Origin of the sequence: Burkholderia sp. BCC0322 (assembly GCF_902833045.1) — a bacterium.
In the GTDB taxonomy this organism is placed as follows: Bacteria; Pseudomonadota; Gammaproteobacteria; order Burkholderiales; family Burkholderiaceae; genus Burkholderia.
In genome coordinates, this window is record NZ_CADFDU010000001.1 from 32862 (window position 1) to 48026 (window position 15165).

General features: G+C 68.8%; 15 protein-coding genes. 5 read left to right on the forward strand and 10 right to left on the reverse strand.

The window, feature by feature from the left end; all coding sequences use genetic code 11:
• Nucleotides 1–2 precede the first annotated feature (2 nt).
• From HWX39_RS00155 to zigA, 4 genes are read right to left on the reverse strand one after another with little or no spacing between them, the layout of a single operon-like run.
• Entirely contained in the window at nucleotides 3–563 is a 561-nt protein-coding gene (locus tag HWX39_RS00155; RefSeq protein WP_175965020.1) for a carbonate dehydratase, read from the reverse strand.
• On the reverse strand, nucleotides 560–1141 hold the full coding sequence (locus HWX39_RS00160; protein ID WP_175965021.1) for a 6-carboxytetrahydropterin synthase: 582 nt from the start codon (nucleotides 1139–1141) through the stop codon (nucleotides 560–562). The genes HWX39_RS00155 and HWX39_RS00160 overlap by 4 nt, the downstream gene beginning before the upstream one ends.
• A complete protein-coding gene (folE2, locus tag HWX39_RS00165; protein WP_175965022.1) occupies nucleotides 1135–2055 on the reverse strand; it encodes a GTP cyclohydrolase FolE2 in 921 nt (306 codons plus the stop codon). Before folE2 ends, HWX39_RS00160 begins: the two co-directional genes overlap by 7 nt.
• Nucleotides 2056–2113: 58 nt before the next feature.
• Entirely contained in the window at nucleotides 2114–3322 is a 1209-nt protein-coding gene (gene zigA / locus HWX39_RS00170; protein ID WP_175965023.1) for a zinc metallochaperone GTPase ZigA, read from the reverse strand.
• Nucleotides 3323–3451: 129 nt separating this feature from the next.
• Here zigA and HWX39_RS00175 point away from each other — a divergent pair, with 129 nt between their 5' ends.
• Nucleotides 3452–3781: a hypothetical protein gene (locus tag HWX39_RS00175; protein ID WP_244134858.1), complete on the forward strand. Its 330-nt coding sequence runs from the start codon at nucleotides 3452–3454 to the stop codon at nucleotides 3779–3781.
• Here HWX39_RS00175 and HWX39_RS00180 read toward each other — a convergent pair.
• The 6 genes from HWX39_RS00180 to HWX39_RS00205 are packed head-to-tail and all read right to left on the reverse strand — an operon-like array spanning nucleotide 3772 to nucleotide 9998.
• The gene (locus tag HWX39_RS00180) at nucleotides 3772–4983 is read right to left on the reverse strand and encodes an acyl-CoA dehydrogenase family protein (protein ID WP_175965024.1); all 1212 of its coding nucleotides are present in this window, start codon (nucleotides 4981–4983) and stop codon (nucleotides 3772–3774) included. The genes HWX39_RS00175 and HWX39_RS00180 overlap by 10 nt on opposite strands.
• Nucleotides 4980–5822 carry a hypothetical protein gene (locus HWX39_RS00185; protein WP_175965025.1) on the reverse strand — a complete coding sequence of 281 codons (843 nt, stop codon included), beginning with the start codon at nucleotides 5820–5822 and terminating at the stop codon, nucleotides 4980–4982. The genes HWX39_RS00180 and HWX39_RS00185 overlap by 4 nt, the downstream gene beginning before the upstream one ends.
• 54 nt (nucleotides 5823–5876) lie before the next feature.
• Complete coding sequence (locus tag HWX39_RS00190) at nucleotides 5877–6533, reverse strand: methionine ABC transporter permease (RefSeq protein ID WP_011353926.1); 657 nt, start codon at nucleotides 6531–6533, stop codon at nucleotides 5877–5879.
• Complete coding sequence (locus tag HWX39_RS00195) at nucleotides 6526–7713, reverse strand: ATP-binding cassette domain-containing protein (RefSeq protein ID WP_175965026.1); 1188 nt, start codon at nucleotides 7711–7713, stop codon at nucleotides 6526–6528. The genes HWX39_RS00190 and HWX39_RS00195 overlap by 8 nt, the downstream gene beginning before the upstream one ends.
• A gap of 18 nt (nucleotides 7714–7731) precedes the next feature.
• Nucleotides 7732–9156 (reverse strand): LLM class flavin-dependent oxidoreductase, encoded by a 1425-nt coding sequence (locus tag HWX39_RS00200; RefSeq protein ID WP_175965027.1) that lies wholly within the window; start codon nucleotides 9154–9156, stop codon nucleotides 7732–7734.
• An 11-nt stretch (nucleotides 9157–9167) separates the two neighbouring features.
• Nucleotides 9168–9998 carry a MetQ/NlpA family ABC transporter substrate-binding protein gene (locus HWX39_RS00205; RefSeq protein WP_175965028.1) on the reverse strand — a complete coding sequence of 277 codons (831 nt, stop codon included), beginning with the start codon at nucleotides 9996–9998 and terminating at the stop codon, nucleotides 9168–9170.
• A 36-nt stretch (nucleotides 9999–10034) separates the two neighbouring features.
• On the opposite strand from HWX39_RS00205, the gene HWX39_RS00210 reads away from it, so the two are divergent.
• The 4 genes from HWX39_RS00210 to HWX39_RS00225 all read left to right on the forward strand — a co-directional run bounded on the left by HWX39_RS00210 (nucleotide 10035) and on the right by HWX39_RS00225 (nucleotide 15146).
• Nucleotides 10035–10319, forward strand: a complete 285-nt coding sequence (locus HWX39_RS00210; RefSeq protein WP_175965029.1) for a hypothetical protein — start codon at nucleotides 10035–10037, stop codon at nucleotides 10317–10319.
• Between the two features lie 100 nt (nucleotides 10320–10419).
• Nucleotides 10420–11784, forward strand: a complete 1365-nt coding sequence (locus HWX39_RS00215) for a 2-hydroxycarboxylate transporter family protein (protein ID WP_175965030.1) — start codon at nucleotides 10420–10422, stop codon at nucleotides 11782–11784.
• A gap of 127 nt (nucleotides 11785–11911) precedes the next feature.
• On the forward strand, nucleotides 11912–13795 hold the full coding sequence (locus tag HWX39_RS00220) for an ATP-binding protein (RefSeq protein WP_175965031.1): 1884 nt from the start codon (nucleotides 11912–11914) through the stop codon (nucleotides 13793–13795).
• Nucleotides 13785–15146, forward strand: coding sequence for a sigma-54 dependent transcriptional regulator (locus HWX39_RS00225; RefSeq protein ID WP_175965032.1), 1362 nt, complete (start codon nucleotides 13785–13787; stop codon nucleotides 15144–15146). The genes HWX39_RS00220 and HWX39_RS00225 overlap by 11 nt, the downstream gene beginning before the upstream one ends.
• Nucleotides 15147–15165 lie beyond the last annotated feature (19 nt).

Here is a 15165-nt window from a genome sequence, read left to right on the forward strand (position 1 = left end):
ACTCAGAACTCGTTCTGGATGTGCTTGTAGCCCAGCACCAGCGCGTTGTTCGTGCGCGCGACGTCCTCGGAGAAGTCGCTCGCGTCGGCCGTCACCTGCGGCAACGCGGCAAGATCGGTTTCCGGCCCGATGCGCTCGGTCGAGCGCACGTAGAAGCCCGGCGGCAGGCGGCAGCCGTCGACGACCGCGTTGTAGCGCACCACGCAGCCGTCGTCGATGGTGCAGTTGAACAGCACGCTGTTGAAGCCGACGAACACGCCGTTGCCGACCTGGCACGGCCCGTGGACGATCGCGCGATGCGCGATCGACGTGTGCCGGCCGATGGTGACGCTCGCGCCCGACTTCGAATGAATCACCACGCCGTCCTGGATGTTCGAATGCGCGCCGATCACGATGGGGGCAATCCGGCCGTCCGGGTCCGTTTCGTCGGCGCGGATCACCGCGTACGGGCCGATGAACACGTTCTCCTCGACGATCACGCGCCCGCACAGGATGGCGGTCGGATCGACGAACGCGCTCGGGTGAATCTGCGGCAGGTCGCCGCGCGGGTTCTTTCTGATCATGAGGATTCCTGCGGAGAAAGGAGAGGGTCGCGTTTGAGCCGCTCGTACAAACCCGGATCGCGCCATTGCGCGGCGATGGCCGGCGCGAACACGATGTCGTCCAGGTCGATGCGACCCATGCGCGGATTGAATGCATCGTCGCGAAAACACTGCGCGTAGCCGGTCTCGGTCTCGTGCACGATGACCGAATGCAGCCGCACGTCGGCCTCGCCGTTCGACATGCCGGTGCGGGACAGCACCGCATCGACGAGGCGAAAGAACACACGCGAGAACTGCTCGGCGCTCGGCGACACGGGCAGCAGCACCCAGCGCTCCGAGTGGCGGCGCATGCTGTCGAGATAACCCGGATCGTCGCCGGACCAGAGCGTCACCGCATGATCGAACGCGTCGATCAGGTCGCGCACGTCGCCCTTGAGCAGCCCGAAGTCGTAGATCATCTGCCCGTGATCGAGCGCGTGCGCTTCGAGCACCAGCTCGACACGGTACGAATGGCCGTGGATCGAATGCGAGCAGCGCCGCGTGCTGCAGCCGCGCACGACGTGCGCGTTCTCGAACCGGAACAGCTTGCGGATCAGCATGCGTCGGCGCCTTCGCGAACCGGCGCGGCCCAGGCCACCGCATCGTGCGGATGCAGGCTTTCCAGATGGCGCACATGCACCCGCGGGTTCGCGTGGTGGCCGTCCAGCGCGGCCTGGACCCGGCGCGCGGCATCCTCGACGAACATCAGGTTCTCGCCGTTCAGCACCGCGAACGCCTGCTCGTCCGCGCGCTTGACGGCCGTCTGCACCGGCGTGCCGAGCGCGTGCTCGATGCGATCGATCAGGTCGATCAGCCCCAGCGTCGCGCCCTCGGCGGGCAGTTCCACGCTGACGACGGCTTCGCTGCGCTGACTGTGCGGCGTGGCCGCCGTCGCGTGCCGTTTCAGCCATGCGGCGACTGCCGCCGGTTCCACGCGATCGTCGCGGCCGAACGCCGCCAGGAATGCCTGCTCGACCCAGTGCCGCGACAGCGCGGCCGAGCACGGGCACGTCGACGAATAGACGGACGTCACCTGCGCGCGCAGCGCGAACCTGGAATCCGTCAACGTCGCGTCGATCTGGACCGGATAGGCCTTCCACCCGGCCAGCCCGTCGGTCACCAGCGCCGCACGACGCGCCAGCAAGTCGAAGCGCAGCCGCAGCCGCGCACTGCGCGTGTCGCAGTCGCGATGGCTGTCGACCATCGCCTGCAGCAGATGCTGAAGGCCGGCCGGCGACAGCGCCGTGCCGTCGCCGAACCCGTCGAGCAGCCGGTACAGCCGCGACATGTGGATGCCCTTCACGTGCGGCGCGGGCAGATCGACCTGCACGTCGGCGCGCGCATGCACGTCGCGACGGCAGCCGGGCTCGGCCACCGCAACGGGCAGGTCGATGCCCTGCATGCCGACCCATTCGAGCGGGCGGCCGCCCGGCGCGGCATCGGTCAGGGAAATATCGGGAAGGGGTGCGTTCATGCTCGGAATCCGGTGGAGCGCCTTCTCCATCCGGATCGATGCAGGAAGCGCGTTCAGGTCAGGGCCAGTCGTGAAACGGGCTGTCCCACGTGGTCCAGTGTTCGGGGCCGCTAGCCATCTCGGCGTCGGTCAGCAGACACGCGTCGAAGCGCGCGCGCAGCGCGGGCTCGTCCATGTCCATGCCGATCAGCACGAGCTCCTGCCGCGCATCGCCGACGTGCTCGTCCCAGCGCGCGCGGATCTGCGCGACGGCTTCCGCGTCCTGCGGCCAGCGCTCGGGCGGCACGGCCGCCCACCAGTGACCGGCCGGCCCGTGCCGGGCGACCGCGCCGGCCTGCGACCACGAACCGGCGACGGTCGGGTGGGTGGCGAGCCAGAAGAACCCCTTCGAGCGGACGACGCCCGGCCATTCGCTTTCGACGAGATCGAAGAAACGCTGCGGATGGAACGGCCGGCGCGCGCGATAGACGAAGCTGCGGATGCCGTACTCGTCGGTCTCCGGCGTGTGCGTGCCGCGCATCTCCTGCAGCCAGCCCGGCGCGCGCGACGCGGCTTCGAAATCGAACAGGCCCGTGTCGAGCACGCGCTCGAGCGGCACCTTGCCGAATTCGGCGATCTCGATCCGTGCGCGCGGGTTCAAGCCGCGCAGCAGCGCGACCAGCCGCTCGCGCGCGCTTGCGTCGATCAGGTCGATCTTGTTGATCACGATCACGTCGCAGAACTCGATCTGGTCGATCAGCAGATCGACGACCGTGCGGGCATCCTCGTCGCCCATCGATTCGCCGCGCGACTGCAGGCTGTCGCGCGACGCGTAGTCGCGCAGGAAATTGAACGCATCGACCACCGTCACCATCGTGTCGAGCCGCGCGACTTCGCCGAGGCTGCGGCCGTCCTCGCCTTCGAACGTGAACGTCTCGGCCACCGGCAGCGGCTCCGAGATGCCGGTCGATTCGATCACGAGCTGGTCGAACCGCCCTTCGCGCGCGAGCCGGTCGACCTCGATCAGCAGATCCTCGCGCAACGTGCAGCAGATGCAGCCGTTGCTCATCTCGACCAGTTTCTCGTCGGTGCGCGACAGCCCCGCGCCGCCGTCGCGCACGAGCGCGGCGTCGATGTTGACCTCGGACATGTCGTTGACGATGACCGCGACGCGCCGGCCCTCGCGATTGTTGAGGATGTGGTTGAGCAGCGTCGTCTTGCCGGCGCCGAGGAAGCCGGACAGGACGGTCACGGGAAGCCGCGTGGACGGATGGAGTGCAGTACTCATCGGGCAATTCCGGAAGAGGACGTTGAGGAGAGAATGATATATTGTATCGCAACGATATAACATATCATTTCAGGCGTCCAGCAGGCCGTCACACGGCGGCGATTCGCGCTCCCGGCGCGGCCATCGATCATGTCCGGCGTATCGCGCAACGCGGGCGGGTCGGCGATCGTGATGCAGAGCCGCAACAACGGCACGGCGGAACAGACCGGCAAGACCGACAAGGCGTTCTGGACCGTGCCGGCAGTGGGCCGCCGGGTCAAGTCGGTCGAGGCGTACTACGACGCAAGCGGGGTGCACAACGCGCGCTATTCGAACGAACGGGTGTCGTTCAAGCGCGCCGGCGTGGAGGGCGGCGCACCGCTGGCCAGCCGGCCTGCGGTCGCACCCGCACCCGTGGCCGTACCGACGGCAGCCCCGCCGCCGGTCGACCAGTCACGGTGCGCGCCCACTTACGTATAGAGCGACGCCGGGGGCAACGCCCCGGCCAGTGCGAACCGGCCCACGTCGCGCAGCCGGTAGTTGAGCGGATCGTGCAGCGTATGCGTGCGCGCGTTCCGCCAGAAGCGGTCGAGGCCGAGCGACGCGGCCGTCGCGCGTGCGCCGCATGCGTCGAACAGCGCCTCGCCGTTCTCGAGCGCGGCGCGCTGCGCGACGATCTTCGCTTCCGATACGGCCAGCGCGACTTCGGCGCGCCCGTCCGCCGTCAGCGCGTCGTGCTGCGTCCATGCGCGCTGCAATGCGTCGGCCGCACGATCGGCGAGCGACGCCGCGGCGATCGCATGCACGCGCATGTCGCCGAAGCGCTGAAGCGTGTACGGATCGTCGCTCGCCTGCGCGACATCCGACTGAATCCACGGGCGGCCATGCGTCAGCACGTAGTCGCGCGCTTCCGCCAGCGCACCTTCCGCCAGCCCGACGAACAGGTTGGTCAGCACGAGCTGCGACACCAGCGTACGCAACGTCGCGCGCGGGGTCGGTGCGTTTTCCGAGCGGTGCAGCACTTCATCCGCCGCGAGCGTCACGCCGTCGAAACTCACGCTGCCGCTATCGGTCTGGCGCTGGCCGATCGGATCCCAGTCTTCATTGACCGTGATCCCCGGACGATCGGTCGGCACGACGCCGAACACCGTGCGGCCGGTGTCCGGATCGTGCGCGGACACCGTCATGCGCTGCGAGCCGCGCGTGCCCGAGCAGAAGCCCTTCACGCCATCGAGCCGGTAGCCGCCGTCGGGCGTCGCCGTGGCCACGAGTCGTGTGTCGAGCGGATTGACCGCATTGCCCCACCACCATCGCTGCTCGACCGTGCCGCGCAGATAGCGCTCGCGCTGCGCGGCGTTGCCCCACACGTCGACGCTCACCACCTGCAGGCACTGGAATCCGACGAGATGCGCGAGCGCGCTGTCGACGCGCGCGATCTGCCGGATCGCGTCGTAGATCCCGGGCCATGCGGCTTCCTGCCCGCCGAACGCACGCGGCACCGCAAGCGTCAGCAGCCCCGCATCGGCGAGCCACTGCTTCTCTTGCGCCGCGTGACCGCCCGCGCGGTCGCGCGCGGCGGCAGTGGCGCGCAACGCGTCGATCGCCCGGGCCAACCCGGCGCGGTCGAAGGCGGGTACCTCGGTATCGGGCGCGAAGGTCGCCGGGCCACGGGGATCGTTCATGCGACGGCTTCCTGCGCAACCGCCTCCCCCGACAGCGGCACGAGCGCGTCGAGCTTGCGGCCGGTCAGCCGCGACAGGATCTCGCGCCGCCAATCGTCGTAGATCGCGCGGTATTCGGCGATATCCGCGCCGAACACGTGCGCGGTGTGCGCGTACTCGTCGTGCAGATAACCGTCGAGCCGCGCCTGCGTTTCCTCGTCGGCCGCGATCACGCGATCGATCAGCGCGTCGCGCTCGGCGGCCGGCAGCGCGTTCAACGTATCGAACCACCACTGAACGATCTGCACGCGATGCCACTCCTCGTCCGGCCGGATCCGGTTCTCGCCATGCTCGCGCATCGCGGAATCGCCGATGCGGCCGGTCTTGCGCTGAATCCACAGCTTCGCGAGGATGTGCAGCTCGTAATGCCATTCGAATGCGAGAAAGCCCGCGACGTCGCGCACCGCGATGTCGCCGATGCGCGCCCAGTGCGCGGCGACGAGCCGGTCGACTTCCGGCAGCGGGTCGCGCCCCGTCAGTTCGGTCACGCGTTCGCGGCCGATCACCGCGTGCGCGCCGTCATCGCCGAGCTGGCGCGACAGGATCAGCTGGAAATGCGGGTCGTCGCGGAACAGCGTGTCGATCGCCTTCGCGACGACCTGCACGATGAACAGGTCGTGCGACGCCATCTTCGTGTAGTAGTCGGCGACGGCGGCCAGCTCGTCGTCGTTGCGCGGCTCGCGCGGCGGTGTGGCGAGCTTGGCCGGGAAGTCCGGACGATGGCGTCGCGCCACGTCGAGAAACAGCGCCTCCTCGAATTGTCCGTTCCATTCGCGCGGCGCGCCGATGGGCAAGGTCATAGGGTTCTTTCTCTCAGGATCATGAATGAAGCGAGCGGACGCTTGTGGCGCCGCTCAGGTACGCCGGGTCACACGTCGGACCAGGCGGTCGCCCGTGATTTGCACGGCCGAGACGAGCGCGATCAGGATCACGATCACGGTCGCCATGACGGTGGTGTCGAAACGCTGGTAGCCGTAGCGGATCGCGAGATCGCCAAGGCCGCCCGCGCCGACGGCGCCCGCCATCGCGGTCGAGCCGATCAGCGCGACGACGGTGATGGTGAATCCGCCGAGCATGCCGGGCAGCGCTTCGGGCAACAGCACGTGCCAGACGATGTGGCGGCGCTTCGCGCCCATCGCGAGCGCGGCCTCGATCAGTCCGCGGTCGACTTCGCGCAGGCTCACCTCGGCGATCCGCGCGAAGAACGGGATCGCGGCGATCGACAGCGGCACGACGGCCGCCCAGACACCGATCGTCGTGCCGATCAGCACGCGCGTGAACGGCAGCAGCGCGACCAGCAGGATGATGAACGGCGTCGAGCGGAACACGTTGACGAGCGCGCCGAGCACCGCATTCACGCCGCGCCGTTCGTAGATGCCGCCGGGCGCGGTCGTCACGAGGATCACCGCGAGCGGGATGCCGATCAGCGCGGCGATCGCGGCCGACGCGGCGACCATCGACAGCGTGTCGCGGATCGCGTCGAGCAGTTCGGGCCACCAGAGGTCAAACATAGCCGAGCACCTCCGCGTGATTCGCGTGGCGGCGCGCACGTTCGAGCAGCGCGGCAACCGCGCCGCCGCGAGCCGGCGATTGGCCGGCGTCATCCGCGCGCGGCGCTGCCGCGATCACGAGCCGCCCCTGCGCATGCCCCTGGATGCGCTCGATCCCGCCGTGCAGGAAACGCACCGAGCCGCCGAGCGCCGTCGCGAGCGCACCGACATCCGGCTCGCCGCCACTCTCGCCCGTATAGCGGACGTCGAGCACGACCTGCGCGCCGTCGGGCAACGCGGCCTGCTCGGGCAGCGGCTGCACGCGCGCGGCCAGTTCGGCCGGCAGGTCGTGCACGAGCGTGCTGAGCAGCGCGCGCGTCGCGCCGTGGCGCGGATCGCCGAACACGCGCCACACGGGGCCCGTTTCGACGACTTCGCCCTGTTCGATCACCGCAACCGTGTCGCACACCGCGCGGATCACTTCCATCTCGTGCGTGATCAGCACGATCGTCAGCCCGAGGCGGCGGTTGATGTCGGCGAGCAGCGCGAGGATCGACTGCGTCGTCTCCGGATCGAGCGCCGACGTCGCCTCGTCGCACAGCAGCACCTCCGGATCGTGCACGAGCGCGCGGGCAATGCCGACGCGCTGCTTCTGGCCGCCCGACAAGCTGGCCGGATACGCGTCGCGCTTCGCGGCGAGGCCGACGAGCTCGAGCAGCGCCTCGACCTTGCGCACGCGCTCGGCCTTCGGCACGCCGGCGATCTTCAGCGGCAGCGCAACGTTCTCGAACACCGTCTTCGCGGACAGCAGGTTGAAATGCTGGAACACCATGCCGGTACGGCGCCGCAGCGCGACGAGCCCGTCCTCGTCGAGCGCGCCGACGTCGACGCCCTGCACGCGCACACGGCCCGAGCTCGGCCGCTCGAGCCCGTTCACGAGCCGCAGCAGCGTCGACTTCCCGGCGCCGCTGCGGCCGATGATCCCGAATACCTCGCCTCGCCGCACGTCGAGCGTCACGTCGCGCAACGCGGCGGCGTGGCCGCGCGGCGTCGCGAACACCTTGCCGACCTGCTCCAGCGACACGGCCGCTCCGCCGGCCAAGTCGGCCGACGCGGCCGCTTCATCATGCGTCGCGGCAGCGGCGCCGGCGCGAGCGGCCGACGTGTCGATGAAACCCAGCGTATCGAACAATTGCGTCATCACTTCGCCCCGTCAGGTTCACGCATGCGCGGGATGCGCAGCGGGATGGGCGGCGTCACGCGCGCGGGCCGGCCGGTGCTGTGCACCGGTGTGCCACGCCGGCAGGCGCGCACCCGCGCCGAACAGCTTCTCGCGCAGCGTCGGCGCGGGATCGTAGTCTTCCTTGTAGACGCCGCGGTTCTGCAGCTCGGGCACGACCCAGTCGACGAAATCCTCGAACGACTCGGGCATCACGGTGCGCGTCAGGTTGAAGCCGTCGATGCCGGTCTCGTCGATCCACGACTGCAGCTCGTCCGCGACCTGCGACGGCGAGCCGACGATCGGCGCATAGCGGCCGCCGAGCGACATCTGCTCGAGCATCCGACGCACGGTCCACGTGCCGGCCGTGCTCTTGCGCGAGATCGCGTCGACGGCCGACTGGATCGAATCGGTCTTCACGTACGAGATCGGCTCGTCGAGGCCGTACTTCGCGAAGTCGATGCCGGTCGAGCTCGCGAAATGCGCGAGGCCGGCTTCGGGGCTCGCGTAGCGCCGGTATTCGTCGAACTTCTCGCGCGCGAGCCGCTCGGTTTCGGCCGTCACGACGCTCACGCCCGCGAAGATCCGGATCGACGCCGGGTCGCGCCCTTGTCGTGCGGCGGCCGCGCGGATGTCGAGTGCCGCCGCGCGCGCGGCGGCCTTGCTTTGCCCGTTCACGAACACGCATTCCGCGTGACGGCCGGCAAACTCGACGCCGCGCGCGGACGAACCGGCCTGGTACAGCACCGGCGTGCGCTGCAGCGACGGCTCGCTCAGGTGAATCGCGTCGAGCGAATAGAACGGCCCGTCGTGCTTCACGCGCCGCACCTTGCCCGGCTGCGCGAACACGCGCGCCTGCGCGTCGCGGATCACCGCATCGTCGTCCCAGCTCTGTTCCCACAGCTTGTAGACGACATCCATGTAGTCGTCCGCGCGCTCGTAACGGTCGTCGTGGCCGATCTGCTGCGCGAGGCCCATCCCGCGCGCGGCGCTGTCGAGGTAGCCGGTGACGATGTTCCAGCCCACGCGCCCTTTCGTCAGATGATCGAGCGTCGACATGCGGCGCGCGAACAGGTACGGCGGCTCGTAGGTCAGGTTCGCGGTCACGCCGAAGCCGAGATGCCGCGTGACCTGCGCCATCGCGGGCACCAGCAGCAGCGGATCGTTGACGGGCACCTGCACCGATTCGCGCAGTGCGGCATCGGGGCCGCCGCCGAACACGTCGTACACGCCGACGATGTCCGCGAGGAAGATCCCGTCGAACTTGCCGCGTTCGAGCGTCTTCGCGAGGTCGGCCCAGTAATCGAGATCGGTGTAGTGCGCGGAGCGGTCGCGCGGATGCGTCCACAGCCCGTGGTTGATGTGCCCGACGCAGTTCATGTTGAACGCGTTGAGCAGGATCTTCTTGCGGTTCGCCGTCGTCATGCCCGCCTCCGTCACCATGCGATCGCGTACAGCGAGCCGAACGCGTTGTCGAGCGCACGGCGCACGGCCGGCGAGTGCTGGTAGATCGCGATGAACTTGCGGATGCGCGGATCGTTCACGCTGTCCGGCCGCACGACCCACTGGATCGCGAAGATCTTGTTCTCGGTGCCGTCGAACAGCAGCGCGCTGTTCGGGTCGGTCGTGCCGGCGAGCTTGATGAAGCTCGGGTAGCCCTGCGCGAGATCGACGTCGTCGAGCGAGCGCGCGAGCTGCGACGCCTCGAGCGGGATGATCTTCAGGTGCTTCGGGTTCGCGACGATGTCGTGCGTCGTCGCGCGGTAATCGGCGCCCGGCTTCAGCGTGATGAGCCCCGCGCGCTGCAGCAGCAACAGCCCGCGCCCGCCGTTCACCGGATCGTTCGCGATCGCGACCTTCGTGCCGTCCTTCAGCTCGCTGAAGCTTTTCACCTTCTTCGAATAGAGGCCGATCTTCATGATCGTGCCGGGCGCGATCGACACGAAGTTGTAGCCGCCCTGCCGGTTCGCGTTCTCGAGGAACGGGATGTGCTGGAAGTAGTTGACGTCGATGTCCTTGTTCGCGAGCGCCGCGTTCGGCGTATTCCAGTCGGTGAATTCGACGATCTTCACGTCGAGCCCCTGCGCCTTCGCCTCCTTCGCGGCGACCTTCAGCGCTTCGATCTGCGGGCTGGTCGAGATGCCGACCTTCAGCGGCGCGGTGTCGGCGTGCGCGCCATCGAGCAGCGCGACGCCAAGCAGGGCGGCGGCCAGCAGACGCGCGACGCGGCCGGCGGAAAAGCGGGCGGAAAAAACGGCATGCAGCATGGAAACCACTCTCCTGTCCAAAGACGGTATCGACGGATGAGCGACGCCGCGGCGAACGCCCGGGCGTTCTCCGGACCGGGGTCAAACGCGTCGGAAAAGGATCAGCCGATGATAGAGAGCGGCGCGGGGACGGTCTACGAAGCGATTGTGCGAAGAAAATCGCGCGCGGCGATATGGCGGGCGGCCGCACCGGATAGAGCCTGGCCCGGCGCCCAGGCCGAAATCTCGGCCTGGGCGCCGGGCAAATTCCGAAATCTCGGCCAGCCGGTCGAGCGCCTCATTCCGCAGAAGAAACAAATCCCTTGCAAATCAATGCATTAAAAATATTCCGGTCGGCCGGATTTCTGGCACGGAGGTTGCGTGATAGACGGCACACAATGCCGCGAAGCGATGCAGGCATTCCAACATCAGGAGACACGTCTTGCAGACCTCTATCCATACCCCGCCCCATCCGGAGCCGGTTTCCGGCGCCGCCGCCACCCCGCGCGAGCGCTTCTGGCCGGAAGGCTGGTGGAAACTGATGGAAATCCGCATCGGCATCATTCCGCTGCCCGTCTACTTCATCCTGCTCGCGCTGATCGTCGGCTTCTCGGTGACCGGCAAGGTGCCCGGCGAGATCTCGATGGCGATCGCGGTGCTTGCGTTCTTCGGCTTCACCTGCGCGGAACTGGGCAAGCGCCTGCCGCTGTTGCGCAACATCGGCGCGGCCGCGATCTTCGCGACCTTCGTGCCGTCGGCGCTCACGTACTACCACGTGCTGCCGAAGCCGGTGCTGAACCTCACCGTCGAATTCACGAAGTCGACCAACTTCCTGTACCTGTTCATCGCGTCGATCATCGTCGGCAGCATCCTGAGCATGGACCGGCGCGTGCTGATCCAGGGCTTCGTGAAGATCTTCATCCCGCTCGCGGCCGGCTCGGTCGCGGCGGCGATCGTCGGCACGGCGGTCGGTACCGCGCTCGGCCTCGGCGCGCGCCACACGCTGCTGTACATCGTCGTGCCGATCATGGCGGGCGGCGTCGGCGAAGGCGCGATTCCGCTGTCGATCGGCTATTCGGAACTGATGCACCTGCCGCAAGGCGAGATGTTCGCGATGGTGCTGCCGCCGGTGATGCTCGGCAGCCTGACCGCGATCATCCTGTCGGGCGCGCTCGACATGCTCGGCAAGCGCCTCCCGCACCTGACCGGCAACGGCCGCCTGCAGGTTGGCGAAAGCGGCGACATGACGCCGGAAAACGAAGAGATTCGCGGCCACGTCGACGTCACGCACATCGCGGGCGCCGGCATCACGGCCATCACGCTGTACCTGGTCGGCCTGATGGCGCACAAGCTGTTCGGCCTGCCCGCGCCGGTCGCGATGCTGTTCCTCGCGGTGCTCGTGAAGCTCGCGCGCGCGGTGTCGCCGCCGCTGCAGGAAGGCGCGTTCGTCGTCTACAAGTTCTTCTCGACCGCCGTCACGTATCCGCTGCTGTTCGCGATCGGCGTCGCGATGACGCCGTGGGACAAGCTGACCGCCGCGTTCACGATCGTCAACGTCGTCACGATCGTGTCGACCGTCGCGACGCTGATGGGCACCGGTTTCGTGGTCGGCCGCCTGTTGAAGATGTACCCTATCGACACCGCAATCGTGAACGCCTGCCACAGCGGGCAAGGCGGCACCGGCGACGTCGCGATCCTGACTGCCGCGAACCGGATGCAACTGATGCCGTTCGCGCAGATCGCGACGCGTATCGGCGGCGCGATCGTCGTCACGGTCACGCTGATCCTGGTCGCACACTTCGGATGACGCGCCGCCGCGCGCACCGTCGCGCAGGCTGCTTCGCACGCGCCGCCGCCGGCCCAGCCGGCGCGCGGCGCGCGTCGTTCAGGGCGTCGTGTCGGGCGTCCCGCCGTGCGGACGGTTGCGGGCTTCGATGAGGGCGAACGTGCAGAAGAGCTTCAAGGGAATCCCGTGGTGGGGCTGGGCATCGGCCGGCGTGCTGTACATGTGCGTCGCAGCCGCGGCCGTCGATTTCGCGTGGGAACGCGCGATCGACGCGCTCGAGGAAGCCGGCGAGCACCGGCTCGACCTGTATGCGTCGAGCCTGAAAAGCGAACTCGGCCGCTTCGAGATCCTGCCCGGCCTGGTCGCGCGGCAGGACAGCGTGCGCACGATGCTGAAAGCCGCGCCGAACAGCGCCCCCGAGCTCGTGCACACGGTCGACACCTACCTCGAAGCCGTGAACCGCGACGCGGGCAGCGGCGCGGTCGACGTGATCGACCTGCAGGGCGACGTGATCGCCGCCAGCAACTGGAACGAGACGCTCAGCTTCGTCGGCACCAACGTGTCGTACCGGCCGTATTTCAAGGACGCGCTCGCGCGCGGCAGCGGCCGCTTCTTCGGCATCGGCACCAACACCGGCGTGCCGGGTGTCTACTTCGCCAGCGCGGTGCGCGACGACGGTGTGCCGATCGGCGTGGCGGCCGTCAAGATCAGCGTCGATCCGCTCGAATCGGCGTGGCGTGCGCCGGGCGTCGCCGCGATGGTCGTCGACAGCAACGGCGTGGTCGTGATCTCGACCGAACCCGCGTGGAAATTCACCGCGCTGCGCCCGATCACCGCGCAGCAGCAGCATGACATCCAGGCGTCACGGCAATACGCGGGCCGCACGGTCGACGCGCTGCCGTACCGCCGCATCGGCGACCGCAGCGCGGCCGCGTGGTTCGGCACCTTCCCCGATATGCGTCACAGCGGCCGCACCACGCGCTATCTCGTGATGTCGCGCCCGGCGCCGCAGGCCGGCGATTCGCTGATGGTGCTGCTCGACATCGCGGGCGCGCGGCGCCAGCAGCAGACGGCCTTCGTGTTCGTCACCGGCGCGTTCCTGATCGCCGCGCTGCTCGCCGGCTACGCGATCCAGCGCCGCCGGGCGATCGTCGCGCGGCTGAACGCGCAGGACGCGCTGCGGCGCGCGAACGACCAGCTCGAGCTGACCGTCGCGCAGCGCACGGCCGCGCTGACGGCCGCGAACGAACGGATGCAGCGCGAGATCGTCGAGCGCGAGCGCACCGAGCAGCGGCTGCGCGCGTCGCAGCAGGAAGTCGTGCACACGGGCAAGCTCGCGGTGCTCGGGCAGATGGCCGCCGGCCTCACGCACGAACTGAACCAGCCGCTCGTCGCGATCCGCACGCTGTGCGACAACGCGCGCACGTTCTTCGAGCGCGGCCAGCCGGCGCCGGCGCTCGCCAATCTCGAGCGAATCGGCAAGCTCGTCGACAGCATGGCCGTGCTCACCGGCGAGCTGAAGACCTTCGCGCGCAAGCCCGACGTCGAACGCGTCGCGGTCTCGCTGAACGAGGCCGTCGCGCATGCACGGCTCATCTACGACGCGCGGATCCGCGACGAAGGCGTGCAGCTCGACGTGAACATCGCGCCCGGCACCGCCGTGTCGGCCGAGTCGAGCCAGCTGCAGCAGGTGATCGTCAACCTGCTCGGCAACGCGCTCGACGCGGTACACGACGCGCCCGTGCGCCGCATCGTCATCGAGGCCGCCGGGCCGGACGAAGCCGGCCGCGTGCGTTTCACCGTCGCCGACAGCGGCGCGGGCATCGCGCCCGAGGTGCTGCCGCACCTGTTCGAGCCGTTCGTCACGACCAAGCCGCGCGGCCAGGGCCTCGGGCTCGGCCTCGCGATCACGTCGCGCATCGTCGAGGCGTTCGGCGCGAAGATCGCCGCGACGAACCGCGACGAAGGCGGCGCGCAGTTCAGTATCGAATTCGCGGCGGCCACGCTGCAAAGGACAGAGCATGGAAGATGAGATTCGGGTGCTGGTCGTCGAGGACGATGAAAACGTCCGGATCGGCGTCGAGCAGGCGGTAGCGCTTGCCGGCTTCGCGGTCGATGCGTTCGCGTCGGCCGCCGACGCGCTGCATCACGTCGCGCCCGGTGCGCCGGTCGTGATCGTGTCGGACGTGCGGATGCCGGGCATCGACGGGCTGCAGCTGCTCGATCGCGTGATGGCCATCGACGCGCAGATCCCGGTCGTGCTGATCAGCGGCCATGCCGATATCTCGACGGCCGTCGGCGCGATGCAGGTCGGCGCGTACGACTTCATCGAGAAGCCGTTTTCGTCGGACGTGATCGCGGGGCGCGTCGCGCGCGCGGTCGAGAAACGCCGCCTGACGCTCGAGGTGCAGGGCCTGCGCGCGGCGCTGAACAACTGGCAGGGCATCGAGGCGTTCGTGCTCGGCAAGTCGCCCGCGATGGCCGACGTGCGCAAGAAGATCCTGCGTCTCGCCGATACGTCGGTGTCGGTGCTGATCACCGGCGAAACGGGCACCGGCAAGGAGCTGATCGCGCGCAGCCTGCACGACTTCGGCAGCCGGCGCGACGCGCATTTCGTCGCGCTGAACTGCGGCGGCCTGCCCGAGCAGGTGTTCGAGAGCGAACTGTTCGGCCATGAGGCCGGCGCGTTCACCGGCGCGATCAAGAAGCGCATCGGCAAGATCGAATGGGCGGACGGCGGCACGCTGTTCCTCGACGAGATCGAGACGATGCCGATTCCGCTGCAGATCAAGATGCTGCGCGTGCTGCAGGAGCGCGTGGTCGAGCGGCTCGGCGCGAACGAGCTGATTCCGGTCGACTGCCGCGTGGTCACCGCGTCGAAGGCCGATCTCGCCGAGCTCGCGGCCGACGGCCGCTTTCGCGCGGACTTGCTGTATCGCCTCAACGTCGCGCAGATCGAGCTGCCGCCGCTGCGCGAGCGGCGCGAGGACGTGCCGCTGCTGTTCGAGCATTTCGTGCTCGCGGCCGCGCGGCGCTTCGGGCAGCCGGCGCCGGTCGTCACGGCTGCGCAGGTATCCGAACTGATGACACATGCGTGGCCCGGCAACGTGCGCGAACTGCAGAACGTGGCCGACCGCTTCGTGCTCGGGCTGACCGGCGAGAGCCTGCTGTCGTCCGGCGGCACGCCGGCCGCGGGCGGCACGCTCGCGGAACAGCTCGCATATTTCGAGCGGATGCTGATCGAGGACATGCTGCAGCGTCACAACGGCAACGTCGCGGAGGCGAGCGAAGCGCTCGGGATGCCGAAGAAAACGCTCTATCACAAGCTGCGCAACCTGCGGATTCCCGCACGCGGCGACGCGGCGGCCGATGGCGGCGAGTGACGCGAACGAGGACACGCAC

Excerpts from the sequence above, each read along its gene's own strand:
- HWX39_RS00155 (WP_175965020.1), bottom strand. The coding sequence starts at position 563 with ATGATCAGAAAGAACCCGCGCGGCGACCTGCCGCAGATTCACCCGAGC.
- HWX39_RS00160 (WP_175965021.1), bottom strand. The coding sequence starts at position 1,141 with ATGCTGATCCGCAAGCTGTTCCGGTTCGAGAACGCGCACGTCGTGCGC.
- folE2 (WP_175965022.1), bottom strand. The coding sequence starts at position 2,055 with ATGAACGCACCCCTTCCCGATATTTCCCTGACCGATGCCGCGCCGGGC.
- zigA (WP_175965023.1), bottom strand. The coding sequence starts at position 3,322 with ATGAGTACTGCACTCCATCCGTCCACGCGGCTTCCCGTGACCGTCCTG.
- HWX39_RS00175 (WP_244134858.1), top strand. The coding sequence starts at position 3,452 with ATGTCCGGCGTATCGCGCAACGCGGGCGGGTCGGCGATCGTGATGCAG.
- HWX39_RS00180 (WP_175965024.1), bottom strand. The coding sequence starts at position 4,983 with ATGAACGATCCCCGTGGCCCGGCGACCTTCGCGCCCGATACCGAGGTA.
- HWX39_RS00185 (WP_175965025.1), bottom strand. The coding sequence starts at position 5,822 with ATGACCTTGCCCATCGGCGCGCCGCGCGAATGGAACGGACAATTCGAG.
- HWX39_RS00190 (WP_011353926.1), bottom strand. The coding sequence starts at position 6,533 with ATGTTTGACCTCTGGTGGCCCGAACTGCTCGACGCGATCCGCGACACG.
- HWX39_RS00195 (WP_175965026.1), bottom strand. The coding sequence starts at position 7,713 with ATGACGCAATTGTTCGATACGCTGGGTTTCATCGACACGTCGGCCGCT.
- HWX39_RS00200 (WP_175965027.1), bottom strand. The coding sequence starts at position 9,156 with ATGACGACGGCGAACCGCAAGAAGATCCTGCTCAACGCGTTCAACATG.
- HWX39_RS00205 (WP_175965028.1), bottom strand. The coding sequence starts at position 9,998 with ATGCTGCATGCCGTTTTTTCCGCCCGCTTTTCCGCCGGCCGCGTCGCG.
- HWX39_RS00210 (WP_175965029.1), top strand. The coding sequence starts at position 10,035 with ATGAGCGACGCCGCGGCGAACGCCCGGGCGTTCTCCGGACCGGGGTCA.
- HWX39_RS00220 (WP_175965031.1), top strand. The coding sequence starts at position 11,912 with ATGAGGGCGAACGTGCAGAAGAGCTTCAAGGGAATCCCGTGGTGGGGC.
- HWX39_RS00225 (WP_175965032.1), top strand. The coding sequence starts at position 13,785 with ATGGAAGATGAGATTCGGGTGCTGGTCGTCGAGGACGATGAAAACGTC.